The organism is Burkholderia sp. Bp8963 (assembly GCF_003854275.1).
GTDB lineage: Bacteria > Pseudomonadota > Gammaproteobacteria > Burkholderiales > Burkholderiaceae > Burkholderia.
This window is the reverse complement of sequence record NZ_QTQP01000083.1, coordinates 1-20056: the sequence shown is the minus strand read 5'-3', so window position 1 is coordinate 20056 and position 20056 is coordinate 1. Positions and strand designations below refer to the sequence as shown.

Sequence of the window (20056 nt, the reverse complement as noted above, 5' to 3'; positions counted from 1 at the left end):
CCTTGTCGATGCCGCTGTTGACGGCTTCTTCGTTCGTCACGTCCATCGCGACGCCGATCGCCTTGCCGCCCGCGTTGATGATCTCTTGCGCGACCGCGTTCGCACCGTCCTGGTTCAGGTCGGCGATTGCGACCGCCGCGCCGGCCTTCGCCAGCTCGAGCGCGATTTCCTTGCCGATGCCGCTTGCGGCGCCCGTGACGACTGCGGTCTTGCCATTCAGATTGCTCATGTTCGAATTCCCGAGGTGAAAGGTGAAGAAAGGAAAAAACGGACAGCGGACTTTACTGAGCCAGGTAATCGTAGACGACTTCGCCGAGACCGAGTGTCAAATCTGCGACGAGGTGCCGGGCTTCGACGATCTCGAGCACCGGCAGGTCGGCGACCGGCGCAAGTGCATGCGGTGCGAGTTGCAGTGATGCGGGGCCCGTCCATGCGCCCTTCATCTTGATGTCCTGCATGTAGTAGCGCACGAGTTCGCAGACGCGCGCCGAACCGTCGACGTGCGGAATGATCTTCAGCAGGAAATTGGGGCCGGCGAGACGCGTGGTCTGCTCGGCGATGTCGAGTTCCTTGTGCTTGTAGCCCATCGTGCCGGTCGCGACGCGCACCTTGCCGTAGTCGAGCGTGCCGAGGATGTGATCGGTGTTCACCTGCAGCGTCGGCGACGCGAGCTTCTTCGGAAAGCCCCACAGCTCGCGGCCGCCCGCGATCGGCGGGTGGTCGTCGAGATACATCGCGAGCGTGTAGCCGCCCGGCTGGCCGTCGTATTCGACGGGGATCACCTGGCCGCTTTCGGTGTAGTCGCCGAAGCCGGTGGAGTCGGCCATGCGAATGAATTCGTAATGCACGAGCGGCTCGACGATCTGCAGCGGTTCCGGCACGACTTCGCGCAGGCGGGCCGGATCGGTGCGATACGTGATGATCAGGAACTCACGATCGACGAAACGGTAAGGGCCCATCGGGAATGCAGGGCTGGTCAACGGCATCGCAAACGCTTTCGATCGGACATCACTCGGTTTCATGTGGACTCCTTGTAGATGATCGGCTTCGTGGATGAGTGCCCGTAATCGTATGCCTGCACGCCGTCGTTGTGCGATGCCGCAACTGGAATAGATTGTTGCAGGAACCAAAGCGTTGACTGCGCAAATGTTGACTCGAACGGCGCAAATAGCCCCGATGGACGCTCAACGTCCCGATCGTCGCAGCCATCGATGACGATGCGATGTGATCAAAGGTGAGCCTTTACGGGATGAATGGTGAGGCTTTACGGGAAACGCTCCGCCCGGAATATTTCAATTGTGTGAACTTGTGTTGCAATGCACGTTCTAAGTGCGTCCTTACTGACGGACCTGGCAACGCCCGCCAGCCGGCCGGACACCCGCCGGACGTCATTAAGCATCGCTTAAGCGAGCCACTTTTAGCATCGTGTGTGACCGGTTGGCCGGTCAGGCACTCCCGCCCCACATATCCGGATTCATGCAAAACCTCAATCTCACCCTCTTTTCCGCCATCAACGCCGGCCCGGCGCCGCAACCGGGCATCGTGAAGCTCGCGATCTTTGCCGCCGACTGGCTCGTTTACGCGATTCCGGCGATGCTGCTGCTGACCTGGATGTTCGGCGTGCGTAATACCCGGCGCCAGGCGATCGAAGCCGGCGTCGGCGCGTGCGTGGCGCTCGCGCTCGCGCAGGTGCTGTCGCATTTCTGGTTCTCGCCGCGGCCGTTCATGGCGGGCGTCGGCACGCAGCTGATTCCGCATGCGCCGGACGGCTCGTTTCCGAGCGATCACATGACCTTCGTCTGGAGCGTGGCGGCCGGCATGCTGCTCGGCAGTGCGACGCGCGTGACCGGCCTCGTGATGGCCGCGATGGCGGCGGCGATCGCGTGGGGGCGGATCTATGCGGGCGTGCATTGGCCGTTCGACATGGCGGGCGGCGTGCTGGTCGGCACCGCCGGCGCGCTGGCCGCGCACCTGTATGCACGGCCCGTGACGGCGATGCTCGAGCGCATCGGCGAGACCGTGCATGCGGTCGTGATGGGGCGTCTGCACGCGCGGTAGCGGGAAGAGTCAGGGCCGGACGCGATCAGTCCGGCGTTTTGGCCGCTTCGGCGGCCGCGGCCGGGCCGGCGCCGCCGTGCAACTCGACCGTGTCTGCCGGCTGCTGCATGGCATCGCGCTCGAGCGTGCTTTCCTTGAGGATCGCGCACATCGCGACGAACAGCGCGAGCGCGACGGCCGCGAGGCTGCAATAGCCGGCGATCTTCAGGTTGCGAAGAAAAGGCGAAGCGTGGCTTGCTTTTGTCATGACCGGGCGCTCCTGGGGGCGGACTGCATGGGCTGCCTGACTGCGCGGGCTGCGATATCGCAGACGTAGGTATATACCAGCCGCCGCGCCTGTGCCAAGCCGTTCGCGCGCCGGACGCAGCCGGGCGCCGGCACCCGGTATGCCGGAACCCCATGTCGGCAGTCCGAATTCGTCAGTCGTCGAGCGATTCGTGCACTGCACTCGCGCCGCGCTTCCAGTAAGCCGCCGCACGAATCCGCGCCTTGTCGACGCCCCGCTCGCCGGTCAGATGCTGCCGCACCGCGCGCATCGCGAGCGCTTCGCCGGCTGCCCATACATAGCCTTCGCCTGCCGGCAGCGGCAGGTCGCGCACCGCGTCCAGCAGCGGATTGCCGTCGCCGGCCTGCGCGTCGTCGCGGAAACGCCAGATCTCATGCACATCCGCGCGCGTATCGAACGCGATCTGCGCGCCGCGGTCCGCGACTTCCAGCACGACCGCCGCGCGCGAGCCGGCGGGCAGTTCTTCCAGGCGCCGGGCGACGGCCGGCAGCGCGGTATCGTCGCCGATCAGCAGATGCCAGTCGAAACCGGTCGGCACGACGAACGAACCGCGCGGGCCGCCGATGCCGAGCCATTGGCCGACGCGCGCCTGCGCGGCCCACTGCGACGCCGGGCCCGGGTGGTTCAGCACGAATTCCAGATCCAGTTCGCACGTCGACCGATCGAAGCGCCGCGGCGTGAAGTCGCGCGCAACGGGCTTCGGCTCGCCTTCCGCGAACACGGGGCCGTTCGGCCCCATCTCCGGCAGCGTGGGGCGCTCGGCGCCGGGCGGCGGCAGGAATACTTTCACGTGATCGTCGAACGACGCCGATTCGAAGTCCGCAAGATCGGGGCCGGTCAACGTGACGCGCAGCAGGTGCGGCGACACCGCGTGAATGCGCACGACCTGCAGCAGACGGAACTTGAGGGGGTGACGCACGCGGGTCACGGTGCGTTCGGGTGTGGATTGCATCGATTGGTTCTCCGGTGTCGACGGGCGTTGGCGTTTCAGCGCTGACGCTCATCCCAAATGAAGCGTGGCGGCGCGGGTCACTCTTCCGTGCGACCTTCGATCTCGGCGGTCGCGCGGCGCAGGATCGCGGCGATGCGGCGCTGCTCGTCGGCGGACGCGCCGCTCTTGTGCAGCAGCGCCTGCTTCAGCGCGACGCGTGCCTCGACGAATTCCGGCAGCCACCCGCCTTGCGACTCGTCTGCCGCTGCGCCGGCCGCTTCACCGGCGAACGCGCGGCGCATGAATTCCATCTTGCGCGCGAGGTGCGTGAGGCGCGCGAACAGCGTGTCGACGCGTTCGCGCTGTGCGTCGAGGTGGGCGCGGCCGGTGTCGGTCAGTGCGTAGCGCTTGCGGTTGCCTTCCGCCTGCGACGCGACGAAGCCGACTTCCTCGAGATACGTCAGGGCCGGATAGATCATCCCGGGGCTCGGGCTGTAGAAGCCATTCGAACGGGTATCGAGCGCCTTGATCAGCTCGTAGCCGTGGCTCGGCTGCTCGGCGAGCAGTGCGAGCAGCAGCAATTGCAGATCGTCGGCGCTGAACTGGCGGCCGCGTGGCATCGCGTCGTCGCCGCCGAATCCCCCGAAACCGCCGGGGCCGCTGCCGAAAGGCCCGCCGCCGAACGGATCGCGGCCGCGGCGGTGGCGGCCGATCGCGTGCCAGAAACCGGTGAACCAGGCAGGGGCGGAGTGCGCACCGTGCCCGTCGCATCGGGCCTGGCCGCGGAAGTGGTTGTGTCGCATGATCGAGTCCTGTCTGTCGTAAAACATATCTAAAGATATATATCGAAAGATAGGATGTCAACGTGGAATATTTGGGGTTGGATGGGGTGGGGGTTCACCTTTTCGTGTATCTGCTGGTTTGCAAAATGGGTGGCTCCCGAGAACGTTGAGGCACGCTTGTTCCCGTATTGCCTTCGTGCTGCCCACCGACTGCAGCAAGTCGTTCGTGAATCTCCTCTCAAAAAAGCTCGAACTGATACATTGACCACTTATGTTTACCTTCTCTTGTCCACGGAGTTTCCGTAGCGAGAGCGGAGGCAGGTTAATTGCCGGGGGAACTGAGTGGAAGTCAAAGGTGTTCTGTTCGATGCATACGGTACGCTTTGCGAAATTCGCGACAAGCGGCGGCCGTTTGCGAAACTGGTCAATGCGAGCCCGGATCGCCAGCGAGCGCGCGATCTCGTTATGACGCGACCGTTCAATCTGCGTGAAGCCGCACAGGAATTCGACGTAGATGGTCTGGATCTCGATGCGCTGGAAGACGATCTGGCTGCCGAACTGGCCAGTATCGAACTCTTCGAGGAAGTTACCGACGTGCTCGAGCATCTGCGTGCCAGTGGCCTTCGGATAGGTGTGGCTTCCAACCTGGCTCAGCCTTATGCCGAGCCGCTGCTACGACTATTGCCCTTCGACCTTGACGCCTATGCATGGTCGTTTTCGGTTGGATCCTTGAAGCCGGATTCGGCAATATTCACGGCGGCATCGAAAATGCTCGGCTTATCGCCCGAACAGATCGTGATGGTTGGCGATACCTTCGACGCAGACTACGAAGGTGCCCGCAAATCCGGCATGCATGCATTACATCTGGATCGCGCGGGAGTGTCTGAACGGCGAGTGCCGACCATCAGGACGCTGCACATGCTGACCGACCATGCGCGAGGAAATCGCGAGCCATGATCGCATTCCCGAGAAGAGGTCAGCGGAAGAATAGCTCCCGCATGCCGAACGTGTGATGCGCTTCGGCAGCCATCAGCACCATCAGCACCAGCAGGCACAGCGGCGGTATCAGGATCGCGTAGACCAGCGCCAGCCGCTCCCACATCATGTGCATGAAAATCGACACGATCAGCCCGGCCTTGGCGATCATCAGCACGACGATCAGCACCCAGCGCATCAGGCCCTGCACGCGGAAGTAATCCACGAGGTACGAGAATGTGCTCAGTACGAACAGCAGGCCCCAGATCTTCAGGTAGATGCCGATGGGATGCTGCTGGCCGTGCGCGGCGTCGGGGTGCTGGGCGGGATCGGTGTGGTCCATGGTCTGCCTCACCACAAATAGAACAGCGCAAAGATGAACACCCACACGAGGTCGACGAAGTGCCAGTACAAGCCGGCAATCTCGACGATCTGGAAGTTGCCGTGCTCGGCGAAACCCGGCTGCAGGATCTTGCGTGCGATCAGCAGCAGGTAGATCACGCCGCAGGTCACGTGAAAGCCGTGGAACCCGGTGATCATGAAGAAGCACGCGCCAAACTGCGCCGCGCCCAACGGGTTGCCCCAGGGGCGGATACCTTCATGGAAGATCACCTTGGTCCATTCGAAGGCCTGCATCGACACGAAGGTCGCGCCCAGCAGCGCGGTAGCCAGCAACAGTGCGGCGGCGCGCGTGGCGTTGCGCCGATAGCCGAAGTTGACAGCCATCGCCATCGTGCCGCTGCTGGTGATCAGCGTGAACGTCATGATCGCGATCAGCAGCAAGGGCACATCCAGGCCGCCCACGGTGAGCCCAAACACCTTGGATGGGTCGGGCCAAGGCACCGTGGTCGACATGCGCACCGTCATGTAGCCGATCAGGAAGCTGCTGAAAATGAAGGTGTCCGACAGCAGGAAGATCCACATCATCGCCTTGCCCCACGGCACCTTGAAGGCTTCGCGGTCGGCCGACCAGTCCGTGACGATGCCGCGCCAGCCGTCAGGCCCGGCGTCGGCGGGTGCGATGGAAGCGGGTTCGGAAGCGGATTCGGCAGAGGACTCGGTGGGGAGCGTGGGCGAGGTCATGGCGCGGCTCCATACAGCGGCCCGCAGATGGCGGCGACGATCTCAGGGGTGATCCACCACATCGCCGCCAGCAGCACGAGCCAGACAGCCAGCAGGAAATGCCAGTAGATCGCGCACAGCACGATGGCGCGCTGGGTGCGGAACGGGTCCGCGCGCTGCAGATGCGCGATCGTCACGGCCCAGGCCACCAGCCCGCCCATCACATGCGACCCGTGCAGGCCGGTGAGCAGGTAGAGGAAGCTGTTGGACGGATTGACGGTGACGGTCTGTCCGGCCGCCGACAGCATGTGCCAGGCGGTCAGTTGCCCGATCACGAACACGGCCGCGAGCACACCGCCGGATGCGAGCCACGCCGCGCGGTGCAAGGTCATCTGCCGCGCACGCTGCATCGCAATGCTTGCCAGCACCAGCGCGCCGGTGTTCCACCACAGCAGCGCCGGATGCGGGATCGGCTGCCAGTCGGGCTCGCGCATGCGCATGCCATAGGCGAGCAGCAGCAGTGAAAACAAGGTCGTCGCCACCGCCATGAAGACGATCAGGCCGATGCGGCTCGCATTCGGCAAGACAGGTGGCGCGCCAGGACCGAACGGGCGGGGCAGGGTGGTCATTCGCGTGCCTCGCCGGGTTGAAGCGTCGGGTGGGCGGGTTCAGGCGCCGTCTCGGGCGGCTGGTTTTGCGGAACGAAATCTTCGTCTTGCCCCGGCGGGCTGTATTCGTACGCCCAGCGGTAGACGACGGGCGGCGCGGCGCCCCAGTTGCCGTGCACGGGCGGCGTTTGCGGCGTCTGCCATTCCAGTGTGGTGGCCCGCCACGGGTTGCTGTCGGCACGCTTGCCGCGCACGAGGCTCCACGCCAGGTTGTACAGGAACAGCAACTGCGCCACCGCAACGATCAGCGCAACGACGGTGATGAACGTGTTGAGCGTCTGCGCCGAATGCGGAATGAAGCTGTAGCCCTCATACGCGTAATACCGCCGCGGCATGCCGAGGATGCCGAGATAATGCATCGGGAAGTAGATCGCATAGGTACCGACGAAGGTGATCCAGAAGTGCGCGTGCCCGAGCGTGTCGTTGAGCATGCGGCCCGTCACCTTCGGATACCAGTGGTAGATGCCGCCAAACACCACCAGGATCGGCGACACGGCCATCACCATATGGAAGTGCGCGACCACGAAGTACGTGTTCGACAGTGGAATGTCCACGCTCACGTTGCCGAGGTAGAGCCCCGTCAGCCCGCCCAGCACGAAGGTGCTGACGAAGCCGATGGCAAACAGCATCGGCACGGTCAGGTGGATATCGCCGCGCCACAGCGTCAGCACCCAGTTGTAGACCTTGAGGGCGGTCGGGACGGCGATGATGAGCGTGGTAGTGGCAAAGAAGAAGCCGAAGTACGGGTTCATGCCGGCGACGAACATGTGGTGCGCCCAGACCACGAAGCTCAACGCGCCGATGATGATGATGGCCCACACCATCATCTTGTAGCCGAAGATGTTCTTGCGCGCGTGCGTACTGATGAGGTCCGACACGATGCCGAAGGCCGGCAGCGCGACGATGTAGACCTCCGGATGCCCGAAGAACCAGAACAGGTGCTGGAACAGCAGCGGGCTGCCGCCGGCATGCGTGAGCGTCTGCCCCATCGACACCACGGCCGGCACGAAGAAGCTGGTGCCGAGTGTCCTGTCGAGCAGCATCATCACCGCCGATACGAACAGCGCCGGAAATGCCAGCAGCGCCATGATGGTCGCGATGAAGATGCCCCACACCGTGAGCGGCATGCGCATCAGCGTCATGCCGCGCGTGCGCGCCTGCAGCGTGGTGGTCACGTAATTCAGGCCGCCCATCGTTGCCGCGATGATGAAGATCGCCAGCGATACCAGCATCAACACGATGCCCCATTCGACGCCCGGCGTGCCCGGCAGGATGGCCTGTGGCGGATACAGTGTCCAGCCCGCGCCGGTCGGCCCGCCCGGCACGAAGAAGCTCGCCACCAGCACCAGCACGGCCAGCAGGTAGACCCAGTAGCTCAGCATGTTGAGAAACGGGAACACCATGTCGCGTGCGCCCAGCATCAGCGGGATCAGGTAATTGCCGAAGCCGCCCAGGAACAGCGCCGTCAGCAGGTAGATCACCATGATCATCCCGTGCATGGTGACGAACTGGTAGTAGTGGTTGGCGTCGATGAAACTGAACTTGCCCGGGAAGCCGAGCTGCAAGCGCATCAGGTCCGACAACACGAGGCCGACCAGGCCGATCGCGATGGCCGTCAGCGAATACTGCACGGCGATGACCTTGTGGTCCTGGCTCCACACATAGCGGGTCCAGAAGCTTTGCGGGGCGTGGTCGGTGTGCGCGTAGGTCATTGCGTCTGCTCCGCTAGTTGGCTGCGCTGCTGGCGGCCGGGCCGCCTAGCGATTCGATATAGGCCACCAGCGCGGTCAACTCCTGCTCGCTCAGGTCGAAGTGCGGCATGATGGGTGCGAAGCCCTTCACGACGCGGGCGGTCGGGTTGCGGATGAACGCGCGCAGATAGGCTTCGTCCACCTTCGCGGTGCTGCCGTCGGCCATCGTCTCGGTCTTGCCGTACAGGCCTTTCCAGGTGGGGCCCACGCGCGGACTGCCGTCCACGGTATGGCAGGCGACGCAGCCCTTGGCCGCGGCGAGCGTCTTGCCCTGGTCGGCCAGCGCCTGGGCGCTGCCGCCCGCGGCGGCGGATGCGGCCTGCACTTTGGCCTGCTGCCGCTGCTCGAACGTAGTCTGCTGCGCCAGCCAGCGCGAGAACGATGCTTCGTCTTCCACCACCACCACGCCGCGCATGTTGGAGTGCCCGATACCGCAGAGCTGCGCGCACAGGATGTCGTAACGCCCCGCCTTGGTCGGCGTGAACCAGAACGTGGTCACCATGCCGGGCACCATGTTCATGCGCGCCCGAAACGGCGGGACGTAGAAGTCGTGCAGCACGTCGCGCGAGCGTGTCAGCACCTGGATCGGCCGGTTGAGCGGCAGGTGCACCTCGGGCGTCTCGATCAGGTAGTTGTCGCGGCCGTTGGGGTCGCCGGGGTTCAGGCCGAACGGGTTGTCGTTGCTGACGTAGCGCACGTCCGTCGTGCCCAGCTTGCCGCCGGGGCCGGCAAAGCGGAAGCGCCATTGCCATTGCTGGCCGAGCACTTCCATCTGCAGCACGTTGCGCGGCGGCCGTATGTAGTCTGCGTAGACGAATAGACCGGGCGCCAGCAACGCGGCGACGCCGACGGCGGTCAGGCCGATCAGCCACCATTCCAGCCGCTTGTTGTGCGGCTCGTAAGTCGCGCGATGACCGCTGCGGTGCCGGAAGCGCACCAGTGCGACTACGATGAACAGGTTGATCGCTATGAAGAATGCGCCGGTAATGACGAGCGTGATCGTCAGCATGTCGTCCATGCGCACCCAGTTCGAGGCGATCGGCGTGATCCACCACGGACTGGCAAAGTGAAACCCCACCGCCAATACGATGATCAGGATCAAGGCAATGGCAAGCGCCATGGGCCGCCTCGCTGCGTGTCACTCGCTGGAGCCGCTTCGTCGAGTGTCGTAAGCGGCCCTAACGAAAAGGTAGTCCTCTCCCCTGCATCGTGCAAGGCAGCGCAACGGGGAGCGCGCCCCATATACGAATCGCGTGTATGGAGGCGTCACTTGCTCCGATGAAATGCGAAACGGCGCGTCAGTGCATCGTGTCCTGCCTGCGCCGTGCCAGCATGCCGTAGACGATGGCGGTGACCACGCCGAACAGCAGGTTTGCCAGCAAGGGGCCGGAACCCCGCTCCGAGACGAACCATGGGAACACGGCCGTCATCACATGGAAGTTCCACACATACGCGGCAAACCCGAAGGCCACCCCGATGACAGCCTCCATGCCCACGCTCGAATCGAAGCGGAAAGGCGCAATGATCGCGCCGAGTATCATCCCCATGATGGCGCCGAGCACGTAGTGCAGTACCAGCGCCGTCGCCACGATGCCAAAGCTGAATTGCGCCATCTGTTCGAGCGCACTCGGGCCCAGCACCATCGCCGCGATCTTGTGGGTCGGTTGCCACGGGCTTTCATTGAGCACCATGGTCGACCAGAAGAATTCCAGCACGATCACCAACGCACCACCCGCAAGACCGGCCACGGCAGCGGAGAGCCAGTCGGGCAGGCGCCGTTCCCAATGGTGTGATTGAATGTGCAGTTCCATACGGCCTCCTTGCCGACAGTTCCACTTCAGCACTCAGGCACCGAAAGCGCCACTCGCCTGGCTTTAGCGCCACTCGCGCCAAAAGTGCGTCCCTTATCCGATTCAGAATGGCAGATACGGGTGCCAACGCAAGGGCGCAAAAACCCTGCGCGTTGCAAGGCGCCTGAACCGATTCGGCAGAGGACGATGCCGCACAACAGGATCGTGCGTGATCGGCCAACGTCGAAGGAATCCGGTTACTTGTGCTTGTAGCCAGTCTCGGTGCTACACACACTGTCGTTCCGCCACAGATTTTCACATTGGTCATGACAATGTGAGCGGTTCAAACGCTGTGGCCTGCCCGCTCGAACACATCACGCCAAATTCCTCTCCTTTCTAGCCCGGCTGTTTCCCGGCTCAGCGTCACGGCAGGCCGGCACGGCGTGTAGCGCGATCCGTCAGGACGCGCCAATCTGTTTCTTACAAAAAGCCTCAAGTTTGATACCATGCCGAATGCATTTGTATGGCATATGAATTTATTTTGTATGGTTCGGGTTCGAGGAGCGAAGCAGGGATGATGGTGCTGGCGCCTGGCGCAAACACCGCTTTAGGGGCACCACAATGCTCCTGGACGCTGGAATGCGCGAACACCTCCGCCTTCGGCGAATATGCCGCAGTCGCTTTGCTCCCGGTTGACGACAAGCGTCAGCCCAAGGGGGATGCGGCCTTGTTCCAGGTCGAACGGGACTGGATGGCGTGGAGCGGTAGCCAGGCGAGAATCGGCTGCCGACTGAATCTTTCCGCACTTCCGGCCGGTGCCGACCGTGTATGCGTTGTCGTGTACACCTTTTCGGCCATCGGCCCCGTGAGCGCACTCCGCTCGGTTCGCCTGCAGATCGACGACCAGATCGAGTTCAGCCTGAATCTCTCCGAGAACGGCGAATCAGCGATCATCATCGGCGAGTTCTACTGCCGAAACCAGCAGTGGAAGTTCCGCGCGTTGGCCGAAGGCTCTGCGTACGGACTCTCCGCGCTCGGCCGCAGGATCGGGCTGGCCATCGACGACGCCCATCCCGATCGGCGTCCAGGCGCCTCCGATTCAGGCCGCTCAGCCACCGGCACCGGTTTCGCCGTCAGCGCGACACACATCCTCACCTGTGCGCATGTCATCGAGGACATGCAGGAAATCCACATCGCTTCGTTCGAGGGCCGGCACCGCGCAGAGCCGGTGGTGGTGGATCGCCGGAACGACCTGGCGCTGCTGCGTGTCCAGGGTGCGTCCGCCTTCAGGCAAGTCTCCTTCAGGGACGGCACGGGCTGCGACCTGGGCGAGCAGGTCGTCGCAATGGGTTACCCGCTCGCCGGCCTGGCCGGCGGGGGCGTGCACGTGACTCAGGGCGGCGTCTCCGCGCTGTTCGGCCTGCACAACGACGCCAGCCTGCTGCAGTTCACAGCCCCGATCCAGCCCGGATCGAGTGGCAGCCCTTTGTTCGATACGTCCAGTGCGGTCGTCGGGATGGTCACGTCAACGGTCCCGGATGCCCAGAACATGAATTTCGCGGTGAAGGCCGGCCTCGCACTGGCGTTCCTGAATGCCTGCGGTGTGATCGCGTCCAGAACCCCGTCAGGCAAGACCTTCACCACAGCCCAGATATCCCGTGAGGCCCAGCAATGTCTATGGCGAATCGAGGCGCGGAACCCGTAGACGCACGTCGACTTGAATCCCGAAGAAGCGGTGTCGGGTTCGCCACCTCGCGCCAATCCAGGAAGCCGTTATGGAAAGCCCTGTCGCACCCGTATCCCTCCGCGCACAGCTGATGCGGGGGCTGCTCGAAGTCGAAGTCGACGACGCTGTCCTGCCTCCGTCTGCGCTGTTCGGCTTCGCCGAGCGCCGCAATCCGAAGCGGGCCTTCCTGTTCGTGTCCAGGGTGTTGGGCCGGCATATACCGGTTCGCCCGTCCGTCATGTCCGCCAGCTTCGAGCGCCTGGCCGCAGCGATCCCGGCAGACCTGCCTGGCCCGGTGCTCGTGATCGGCATGGCGGAAACCGCCGTCGGGCTCGGCGCCGGCGTGCATCGTGCATTGAGCGCAACCCGGCCCGATACCGTTTACCTGGTCAGCACCCGCCATCCGCTCGGCACCGAACTCTTCGCCCGGTTCGACGAAGAGCACAGCCACGCGAGCGCCCATCTGATCCACATGCCGGTCGAGCCCGACGTTCGGGAGATGATGCTGCAGGCCAGATCGCTGGTGCTGGTGGACGATGAGGCGTCCACCGGCAAGACCTTCTTGAACCTGCATCGCGCGCTCGTGGACGCTGGCCTGACGAGGCTCGAGCGGGTCGTCACCTGCGTGCTGACCGACTGGTCCGCCGGGGCCGTCGGAAAAGCCATCGGCGCATCAGCCACGTCGGTTTCGCTGATGAAGGGTTCTTATCGGTTCCATGAAGACCCGTCCGCGCCGCTGCCGGACATGCCGGATGTGGGCGCGGTCTCCGTCGGCGAATGGCGGCTCTCCGCTCGAAACGACTGGGGGCGCCTGGGTGTGCGCAACGTGGAAGACACCCTCGCGCCGGACCTTCAGGTCGCGCCGGGCGAGAAGATCATCGTGATCGGCACCAGCGAATTCGTGTGGCGGCCCTTCCTGCTGGCGGAACGCCTTGCGCGCGCCGGCGCGGACGTCCACTTCGGCTCCACCACCCGCTCCCCCATCGCCCTCGGCCACGCGATCGGGCACGTTCTTTCCTTCCCGGACAACTACGGACTCGGCATCCCGAACTTCCTCTACAACGTGAAGCCCGGCCAGTTCGACCGGGTGCTGATCTGCACCGAAACCCCTGCGCAGGCGCTGCCTGCAGCGCTGGTCGAGGCGCTGGGCGCGGAGGTCATCGTCGATGCGCAGTAGTCGTCCGCTGGTGCTCGTCGATCTCGACGACACGCTGTTCCAGACCGCACGCAAGATGCCGGAAGGCACCCCGCGCACTCCGGCAACCGTGGATGGTCACGGTCAGCCGAACGGCTACATGACCCCGGTGCAACAGGCGCTCGTCAGCTGGCTGCTGGCATCTGCCGACGTGGTTCCGGTCACCGCGCGCAGCGTCGACGCCTACCGCCGCGTACAGCTGCCGTTCACGCAAGGTGCAATCTGCTCTCACGGGGGCGTGATCCTGCGCGCCGACGGCACGCTCGATCAGGATTGGCACGGCCAGATGGCGGAAGCGCTCGGAGCTTTCCAGGAGCGTCTGCCGGCGCTGAGCGACACCACGCTGCAGATCGGCGACGCGCTCGGCTTCTCCCTGCGCGGCTGGGTCGTCGCCGAGGCTGGGCTGAGCCACTACGTGGTGACCAAGCACAACGAATCGGACAACGCAGTGCTCTCCACGGTGCTGGCCGAAGTTCGGGCCCGAGGCCTGCTGGATGGCATGCACGTCCATGCGAACGGCAACAACCTGGCCTTCCTGCCCGACGGGCTGGCCAAGCGCCTGGCCGCTCAGGAATGGTTGCGCCGCGACCGCGCGCTAAACGGGGAACGCCCGGTGCTGGGCTTGGGCGACAGCATCACAGACTTCGGTTTCATGGACCTCTGCCACATGTGGGCCACGCCGGCCCGCAGCCAGTTGGCGAAGGCAGCGGAGGGCCTGATCCATGCGTGATCTTTTCGCGTCCCTCACAACCGTCGGCAGCGGCAGCTACGCGCCGGACGACGTGCATGTGCTGCTGCAGCCCACGCAAATGGAGCCGACGGACGTTCGCGAAAAGGAGCGCCTGATCCAGACGAACCGTAAGCACTACTCCGAGATGATCAGCATCGAGCATGCGCCGAGCGAGCTGCACAAGCGCCTCTACGCGCGTGCACTCGTGCAGAACGGCAAGCGCATGGCAACCGACGTGCAGTCGCTGGCGCTGGCTTTGAATGCCGCCTGCACGGGCCCGGGCATCGCGCTCGTCTCGTTCGTTCGCGCCGGACTGCCGCTGGGTGTGCTGCTGCGCCGCGCGCTGATCGGGATAGGGCGCGACGCCCACCACTACGGCGTCAGCATCATCCGCGACCGCGGCATCGACATGGTTGCCCTCGAAGCGGTCATCCGTCTGCACGGCGCGGAGAACATCGTCTTCGTGGATGGCTGGACCGGCAAAGGCGCGATTTCCGGCGAACTCAGGCGGACGCTCGGCGCAGACAGACGCTTCCCGGAAGCGCCGCGCCTCGTCGTGCTGGCAGACCCATGCGGCCGCGCGTGGCTGGCAGCGTCGGCGGAGGACTGGGTGATTCCGTCGGGCATTCTGGGCGCCACCGTATCGGGCCTGGTATCGCGTTCCATCTGGCCGGCACAAGGCGGGCTGCATGGCTGCGTGGTGTATGACCACCTGCATGAGCACGACGTCACCCGCGACTTCATCGAGCAGATCGAGACCGAGCGCCGCGCATTGGGCGAGGTGCCGCCGGCCTCGCCGTGGACTGCCGATCAGCGCGCGACGCTTCAGGCGGACGCAGAACGCGTCGCGCATGCGCTCGCCGCGCGCTTCGGGGTCACCAACCTGAACCGCGTGAAGCCCGGCATCGCCGAGGCGACGCGCGCCGTCCTTCGCCGTGTGCCTGACCATGCGCTGGTCCGCGATCGCGGCGACAGCGACGTGCAGTTGTTGATGCACCTCGCCGAGCGTGCCGGCGTGACCGTCGAAGAAGCGGGTTCGGCCCTGGGTCCGTACCGCGCAGTGACCCTCATCCGGAGCGTGAACGGATGAAAGCCATTTCGCCGTTCGCGCTCGGGGCGACCCTGTACATGCCGGCCACCCGTGGCGACATCGTGGACATGGTCTTCGGCAGCAAACTCCCCGAGCTCCGCTCGCTCGTGGTTTGCCTGGAAGACGCCGTAGCGGAGATCGACGTCCAACGCGCGCTGGCGAACCTGCAGGCGCTACTCATGCAGATCGACGCGCGCGGCGGACGTCCTGCAGAAGGCCCGCTCGTGTTCGTCCGGCCCCGCGACGCGGGCATGGCAGCCGTGCTGAACGACTGGCCGCTGATGAAGCACGTAGACGGTTTCGTGGTGCCGAAGCTGACCTTGAAGAACCTGGGCTTCTGGGAACAAGCGGTCAGCAACCCGAAGCTTCTCCTCATGCCCACGCTCGAGACTGCCGACGTCTACAACCCGGGTGCCATGGTGGAACTGGGCCAGGCGCTGAAAGCCAGCCTGAACGAACGCATCATCGCGCTACGGATCGGCGGCAATGACCTCATGGGGTGTCTCGGGCTTCGTCGCAACCCGACCCGCACGCTGTACGACACCCCGATGAGTTACGTCATCCCGATGCTGGCGGGTGTCATGGGCGCTCAGGGGTTTTCCTTGACGGCCCCGGTGTTCGAACAGCTGGCCGCACCGGAACTCCTGAAAGCCGAGCTGGAGCTGGATATCGCCCACGGGCTGGTGGGCAAGACGGCCATTCACCCGTACCAGATCGGTCTCATCCAGGACGCGCTGCGCGTCAGCCTGGAGGATCTCAACGCCGCCAGGCTGATCGTCGATCAGCGTGCACAGGCCGTGTTCAGGCACAACGACGCAATGTGCGAGCCTGCCACCCATCACAAGTGGGCAACCCACATCCTCGAGCGCGCCAAATGGCTTGGGGTCAAGCCCGCCGAGGCCGACGGCGGCGAGCCCAACATCCGCCTGGCAGAGGCCAACCGACGAGCATCGAGATTCGACGGGAACCACGCCCGCCCATTGGCGACATGTCCATTCCAACCGAACGCTGAAGACCAACAAGGAGCGTAATCATGGCACTCACCCTCAGCAAGAACCAGAGCATCTCGCTGGAGAAAACGGCCGGTACCGGCCTGAGCAACGTCAGCCTGGGCCTGGGCTGGGACCCTGTGAAGCCCAACGGCTTCCTCTCCAGGCTGCTGGGCAGCGGCAGCGACTCGATCGACCTCGATGCGTCGTGCATCGTGCTGGATGGCGACTACGCGCCCATCGATGTCGTCTGGTTCCGCCAGCTGGCTTCGAAGGATGGCTCGATCGAACACTCGGGCGACAACCTGACCGGCGAAGGCGATGGCGATGACGAAACCATCTACGTGGACCTGCAGCGCCTGCCGGCCAAGGTGACGCATCTGGTCTTCACCGTGAACAGCTTCCGCGGCCAGACCTTCGATCAGGTCGAAAACGCCTACTGCCGCATCCTGAACGAATCCAGCAACAGGGAGCTCGCGCGCTTCAACCTGGCCGAGAAAGGCCGCCACACCGGCGTGGTGATGGCCAGCCTGAGCCGCGGGAGCGGCGGCTGGGAGTTCAAGGCGATCGGCCAGTCGACCAACGGTCGCACTGCCGAAGACCTCGTCAACCTGGCTATCCAGGCGGTGCGTGCATGACCGCGCTGCTTCCTGGCGGTAACGTGCCGGTCGCCACCGGCCAGCTTCGCGTCGACATCAACTATGCGCCGATCCCGGGCGCCGATATCGACATCTCCGCATTCGCGTTGGCCGCGACGGGCAAAGTCCGTGGTGACGGCGACATGTGCTTCTACGGCCAGACACGCATCCTGGGGGGCGCTGTCGAGCTGACCGGCAGTTCGTCAGGCCGTGCCGGGTTCACGCTGGAGCTCGGGCGTCTCGACCCTGCAGTCGAGAAGGTGGCGTTGACCGCAACCATCTACGAGAGCAAAGCCTCGTTCGACCGCGTGTCGACACTGGCGATGAGCGTTACCGGCGGTGTCGAAGCCCAGATTCCGACGCGCGGCATGAACGAGACCGCACTGATCCTCGGCGAGTTCTATCTGCGTCAGGGCGCGTGGAAGTTCCGCTGCGTGGGTCAAGGTTTCGCGGGTGGCCTGGAGCCGCTGGCAAAGCACTTCGGTGTCGACATTGCCGCTCCGGCGCCGGCCCCGGCGCCGACGTCGGCTCCTGCTGCTGCGCCGGCCCCGGCGCCGGTTCCTCCGGCGCCGCCGAAATCGACGGTCAGCCTGAGCAAGGTCACGCTGGACAAGACGCGCGCCAGCATCAGCCTGGACAAACCCGCGGCCGGTTTCGGCGAGATCAAGGTGAACCTGAACTGGAACCGCGGCAGTGGCAGCGGTCTGCTGGGCGGCATCTTCGGCAAGAGCAACGCCGTCGATCTCGACGTGGGCTGCCTGTTCGAACTGCAGGATGGCCACAAGAGCGTGATCCAGGCGCTCGGCAACTGCTTCGGTAACCTGAATGACGAGCCTTACATCCAGCTCATGGGTGACGACCGCACCGGCTCCGTCGCGGGCGGCGAATGGCTGCACATCAACGGCAGGCATTGGAGCGAGATCAAGCGAATCCTGGTCTTCGCGTTCATCTACGAAGGTGCCCCCAACTGGAAGGCGACCGACGGCGTGGTGACCATTTTCGTTCCCGGCCAGCCCGAGATCGAAGTGCGATTGAACGAGGAGGGTGGCCGCTACGGGATGTGCGCGATCGCGATGCTTGAAAACGTGGGCGGCGCGGTCAAGGTCACCCGCCGAGTCGACTTCCACCGTGGCCATCAGGAGATGGACCGTGCGTACGGATGGGGGATGAGCTGGCGTGCCGGCTCCAAGTAACGATCTGTCCGGCGGGGCCGAAGCGCCCCGCCCAACGAGGAGGAAACGATGCTCGAGTGGCTGAAAACCAACGCGGCAAAAGCGCGCGAAACCTTGACGACCGAAGTCGCCAAATTCAAGAACCGGACCTTCATGGAAGCGGTAGCCAATGGCTGCGCGCTCATCGCCGCGGCCGACGGCGTGATCCAGTCCGAGGAGAAGATGAAGATGGTCGGCTTCATCAACCACTCGCCGGAACTGAAGGTCTTCAGCCTGACCGATGTGATCAAGGTCTTCACCGACGCCTGCGCGAAGTTTGAATTCGACTTCCAGATCGGTCAGGCCGAGGCGCTGAAGACCATCAGCAAGATCAAGGGCAAGGACGGCGAAGCGCGCCTGCTGGTGCGGGTGTGCATTGCCATCGGCGGCTCGGACGGCAACTTCGATGACAAGGAGAAGGCCGCCTGTCGCCTGATCTGTGTGGAGCTGGGCCTGAACCCGGCGGACTTCGAACTCTGACGAACCGGGATGTGGCATCGATCCACATCATCGGCATCGACCGACAACCCGTAACCCGTAGCAACCACAAGGAGCTGTACTCATGGCACTGACTCTTCAAAAAGGCGGCAATCTCTCCCTGTCCAAAGAAGCCCCTGGCCTGACCAGGATCCTGGTCGGCCTGGGCTGGGACCCGCGCGCCACCGATGGCACCGAGTTCGACCTGGACGCCAGCGCGTTCCTGCTGGGCGCCAGCGGCAAGGTCCGCGGCGACGCCGACTTCATCTTCTACAACCAGCTGAAGAGCGCGGACGGCTCCGTCGAGCACACCGGCGACAACCGCACCGGCGCCGGTGACGGCGACGACGAGGTGATCAAGGTCGACCTGAGCCGCGTTCCGGCCGACATCGACAAGATTGCGTTCACAGTCACCATTCACGACGCCGACGCACGCAAGCAGAACTTCGGCCAGGTCAGCAACTCGTTCATCCGCATCGTCAACGAGACCAGCAGCGCCGAGATCGTCCGCTACGACCTCGCCGAAGACGCGTCGACCGAAACCGCGATGATCTTCGCCGAGCTGTACCGCCACAACAACGAGTGGAAGTTCCGCGCCGTCGGCCAAGGCTACGCCGGTGGCCTGCGCGCCGTGGCCAATGGCTACGGCATGAACTTCTGATCGTCCACTTGCCCACTTGAACTGAACAAGGAATCGCACCATGGCTGTGAGTCTGTCCAAAGGCGGCAACGTCTCCCTGTCGAAAGAGGCCCCGGGCTTGAGTGAAGTGCTGGTCGGCCTGGGCTGGGACCCGCGTGTCACCGACGGCACCGAGTTCGACCTCGACGCGTCCGTCTTCGTCGCCGGGGAGAGCGGCAAGGTCCTGAGCGACGCCGGCTTCATCTTCTACAACAACAAGAAGTCCGCCGACGGTTCCGTCGAGCACCTGGGCGACAACCGGTCCGGCCAGGGCGAAGGCGATGACGAACAAGTCGTCGTCAAGCTGACCGGCCTGCCGGCCGACGTGAAGAAGCTGGTGTTCGCCGTGACCATTCACGACGCCGAAAGCCGCAAGCAGAACTTCGGCCAGGTCTCCCACGCGTACATCCGCGTGGTGAACAAGGCCGACGGCAAGGAAATCGCCCGTTACGACCTGTCCGAAGATGCGTCCACCGAGACGGCGATGATCTTCGGCGAGCTGTACCGTCACAACGACGAGTTCAAGTTCAAGGCGATCGGCCAGGGTTTCGCCGGCGGTCTGAAGCCGCTGGCTGAAGCCCATGGCGTGAACATCGGCTGACCGCCGTGGATGGAGAAAGCCCCGGCGGTCTGGACTGCCCACGCAAAGCGGGACAGTGTTGACGGCCGGGGCTGACCGGGCTGAGTTCCGTATTGCGCGGAACTCAGCCCTTTTGGTTTTGACTTGGCAGCCACGTCATCCGCTGCGTCACCAGCAGCGAGCCTTCGGCGCGCCGGTCCGAAGCGCCGCGCGTTGCACCTAGTACAACATCCCTCAAATAAGTTTAATAATTATCAGGCTGTAAATATGGCTGCAGGAGCGTGACGATCACATCGGCCATTTCGTCGAGCGAACCCATGCCCGGCAGCGGCTCCCAACGCCCACTGTGGCTGCGAAAGGCGGCGCCATATCGATTGCGGCCGAGTTCGGTTAGCCGCGCCACGACAGTTGACTCATCGTCGTCCAGACGTTTGATCA

At 64.3% G+C, this 20056-nt stretch carries 23 protein-coding genes and 1 pseudogene; 12 read left to right on the top strand and 12 right to left on the bottom strand.

The genetic code is table 11. The features are described 5' to 3' along the window. Both DID96_RS35615 and DID96_RS35610 read right to left on the bottom strand, forming a co-directional pair. The coding region (locus DID96_RS35615) for an SDR family NAD(P)-dependent oxidoreductase (RefSeq protein ID WP_124603869.1) at positions 1 to 229 on the bottom strand (229 nt) is incomplete at its 3' end. Positions 230 to 281: 52 nt separating this feature from the next. Continuing rightward, a complete protein-coding gene (locus DID96_RS35610) occupies positions 282 to 1022 on the bottom strand; it encodes an acetoacetate decarboxylase (RefSeq protein WP_124603868.1) in 741 nt (246 codons plus the stop codon). Positions 1023 to 1476: 454 nt separating this feature from the next. On the opposite strand from DID96_RS35610, the gene DID96_RS35605 reads away from it, so the two are divergent. Then, positions 1477 to 2058: a phosphatase PAP2 family protein gene (locus tag DID96_RS35605; protein ID WP_124603867.1), complete on the top strand. Its 582-nt coding sequence runs from the start codon at positions 1477 to 1479 to the stop codon at positions 2056 to 2058. 25 nt (positions 2059 to 2083) lie between these two features. On the opposite strand, the gene DID96_RS35600 is transcribed toward DID96_RS35605, so the two are convergent. The 3 genes from DID96_RS35600 to DID96_RS35590 form a co-directional block, all read right to left on the bottom strand. After that, a complete protein-coding gene (locus DID96_RS35600) occupies positions 2084 to 2305 on the bottom strand; it encodes a hypothetical protein (protein ID WP_124603866.1) in 222 nt (73 codons plus the stop codon). Positions 2306 to 2477: 172 nt separating this feature from the next. Then, positions 2478 to 3296 carry a siderophore-interacting protein gene (locus tag DID96_RS35595; RefSeq protein ID WP_124603865.1) on the bottom strand — a complete coding sequence of 273 codons (819 nt, stop codon included), beginning with the start codon at positions 3294 to 3296 and terminating at the stop codon, positions 2478 to 2480. 77 nt (positions 3297 to 3373) lie between these two features. Then, complete coding sequence (locus DID96_RS35590; protein ID WP_124603864.1) at positions 3374 to 4078, bottom strand: PadR family transcriptional regulator; 705 nt, start codon at positions 4076 to 4078, stop codon at positions 3374 to 3376. Between the two features lie 321 nt (positions 4079 to 4399). Here DID96_RS35590 and DID96_RS35585 point away from each other — a divergent pair, with 321 nt between their 5' ends. Continuing rightward, the gene (locus tag DID96_RS35585) at positions 4400 to 5014 is read left to right on the top strand and encodes an HAD family hydrolase (RefSeq protein WP_124603863.1); all 615 of its coding nucleotides are present in this window, start codon (positions 4400 to 4402) and stop codon (positions 5012 to 5014) included. A 19-nt stretch (positions 5015 to 5033) separates the two neighbouring features. On the opposite strand, the gene DID96_RS35580 is transcribed toward DID96_RS35585, so the two are convergent. From DID96_RS35580 to DID96_RS35555, 6 genes are all read right to left on the bottom strand, one after another. Continuing rightward, positions 5034 to 5375, bottom strand: a complete 342-nt coding sequence (locus DID96_RS35580) for a cytochrome C oxidase subunit IV family protein (RefSeq protein ID WP_124603862.1) — start codon at positions 5373 to 5375, stop codon at positions 5034 to 5036. A gap of 8 nt (positions 5376 to 5383) precedes the next feature. Further along, positions 5384 to 6115, bottom strand: a complete 732-nt coding sequence (locus DID96_RS35575; RefSeq protein ID WP_124603861.1) for a heme-copper oxidase subunit III family protein — start codon at positions 6113 to 6115, stop codon at positions 5384 to 5386. After that, positions 6112 to 6723: a cytochrome oxidase subunit III gene (locus DID96_RS35570; protein ID WP_124603860.1), complete on the bottom strand. Its 612-nt coding sequence runs from the start codon at positions 6721 to 6723 to the stop codon at positions 6112 to 6114. Before DID96_RS35570 ends, DID96_RS35575 begins: the two co-directional genes overlap by 4 nt. After that, a complete protein-coding gene (gene ctaD, locus DID96_RS35565; protein ID WP_124603859.1) occupies positions 6720 to 8474 on the bottom strand; it encodes a cytochrome c oxidase subunit I in 1755 nt (584 codons plus the stop codon). The genes DID96_RS35570 and ctaD overlap by 4 nt, the downstream gene beginning before the upstream one ends. A 13-nt stretch (positions 8475 to 8487) precedes the next feature. Continuing rightward, positions 8488 to 9633 (bottom strand): c-type cytochrome, encoded by a 1146-nt coding sequence (locus DID96_RS35560; RefSeq protein WP_124603858.1) that lies wholly within the window; start codon positions 9631 to 9633, stop codon positions 8488 to 8490. Positions 9634 to 9811: 178 nt separating this feature from the next. Continuing rightward, complete coding sequence (locus DID96_RS35555) at positions 9812 to 10324, bottom strand: hypothetical protein (RefSeq protein ID WP_124603857.1); 513 nt, start codon at positions 10322 to 10324, stop codon at positions 9812 to 9814. Positions 10325 to 10826: 502 nt separating this feature from the next. On the opposite strand from DID96_RS35555, the gene DID96_RS35550 reads away from it, so the two are divergent. The 10 genes from DID96_RS35550 to DID96_RS35505 all read left to right on the top strand — a co-directional run bounded on the left by DID96_RS35550 (position 10827) and on the right by DID96_RS35505 (position 19639). Beyond that, positions 10827 to 12008: a trypsin-like peptidase domain-containing protein gene (locus DID96_RS35550; RefSeq protein ID WP_260464139.1), complete on the top strand. Its 1182-nt coding sequence runs from the start codon at positions 10827 to 10829 to the stop codon at positions 12006 to 12008. A 70-nt stretch (positions 12009 to 12078) separates the two neighbouring features. Further along, positions 12079 to 13206 (top strand): phosphoribosyltransferase domain-containing protein, encoded by a 1128-nt coding sequence (locus DID96_RS35545; RefSeq protein ID WP_124603855.1) that lies wholly within the window; start codon positions 12079 to 12081, stop codon positions 13204 to 13206. Further along, positions 13196 to 13954: a trehalose phosphatase gene (locus tag DID96_RS35540; protein WP_124603854.1), complete on the top strand. Its 759-nt coding sequence runs from the start codon at positions 13196 to 13198 to the stop codon at positions 13952 to 13954. The genes DID96_RS35545 and DID96_RS35540 overlap by 11 nt, the downstream gene beginning before the upstream one ends. Beyond that, positions 13947 to 15044 carry a cysteine protease StiP domain-containing protein gene (locus DID96_RS35535; RefSeq protein ID WP_124603853.1) on the top strand — a complete coding sequence of 366 codons (1098 nt, stop codon included), beginning with the start codon at positions 13947 to 13949 and terminating at the stop codon, positions 15042 to 15044. The genes DID96_RS35540 and DID96_RS35535 overlap by 8 nt, the downstream gene beginning before the upstream one ends. Further along, entirely contained in the window at positions 15041 to 16075 is a 1035-nt protein-coding gene (locus DID96_RS35530) for an HpcH/HpaI aldolase/citrate lyase family protein (protein ID WP_260464138.1), read from the top strand. Before DID96_RS35535 ends, DID96_RS35530 begins: the two co-directional genes overlap by 4 nt. 2 nt (positions 16076 to 16077) lie before the next feature. Next, the gene (locus tag DID96_RS35525; protein WP_124603852.1) at positions 16078 to 16671 is read left to right on the top strand and encodes a TerD family protein; all 594 of its coding nucleotides are present in this window, start codon (positions 16078 to 16080) and stop codon (positions 16669 to 16671) included. After that, the gene (locus DID96_RS35520; RefSeq protein ID WP_124603851.1) at positions 16668 to 17864 is read left to right on the top strand and encodes a TerD family protein; all 1197 of its coding nucleotides are present in this window, start codon (positions 16668 to 16670) and stop codon (positions 17862 to 17864) included. The genes DID96_RS35525 and DID96_RS35520 overlap by 4 nt, the downstream gene beginning before the upstream one ends. 48 nt (positions 17865 to 17912) lie before the next feature. Further along, the gene (locus DID96_RS35515) at positions 17913 to 18362 is read left to right on the top strand and encodes a tellurite resistance TerB family protein (RefSeq protein ID WP_124603850.1); all 450 of its coding nucleotides are present in this window, start codon (positions 17913 to 17915) and stop codon (positions 18360 to 18362) included. Between the two features lie 82 nt (positions 18363 to 18444). Next, a complete protein-coding gene (locus tag DID96_RS35510) occupies positions 18445 to 19020 on the top strand; it encodes a TerD family protein (RefSeq protein WP_124603849.1) in 576 nt (191 codons plus the stop codon). 40 nt (positions 19021 to 19060) lie between these two features. Next, positions 19061 to 19639, top strand: coding sequence for a TerD family protein (locus DID96_RS35505; RefSeq protein ID WP_124603848.1), 579 nt, complete (start codon positions 19061 to 19063; stop codon positions 19637 to 19639). A gap of 223 nt (positions 19640 to 19862) precedes the next feature. On the opposite strand, the pseudogene DID96_RS35500 reads toward DID96_RS35505, so the two are convergent. Further along, positions 19863 to 20056, bottom strand: a pseudogene (locus tag DID96_RS35500) (hypothetical protein); the annotation flags it as partial.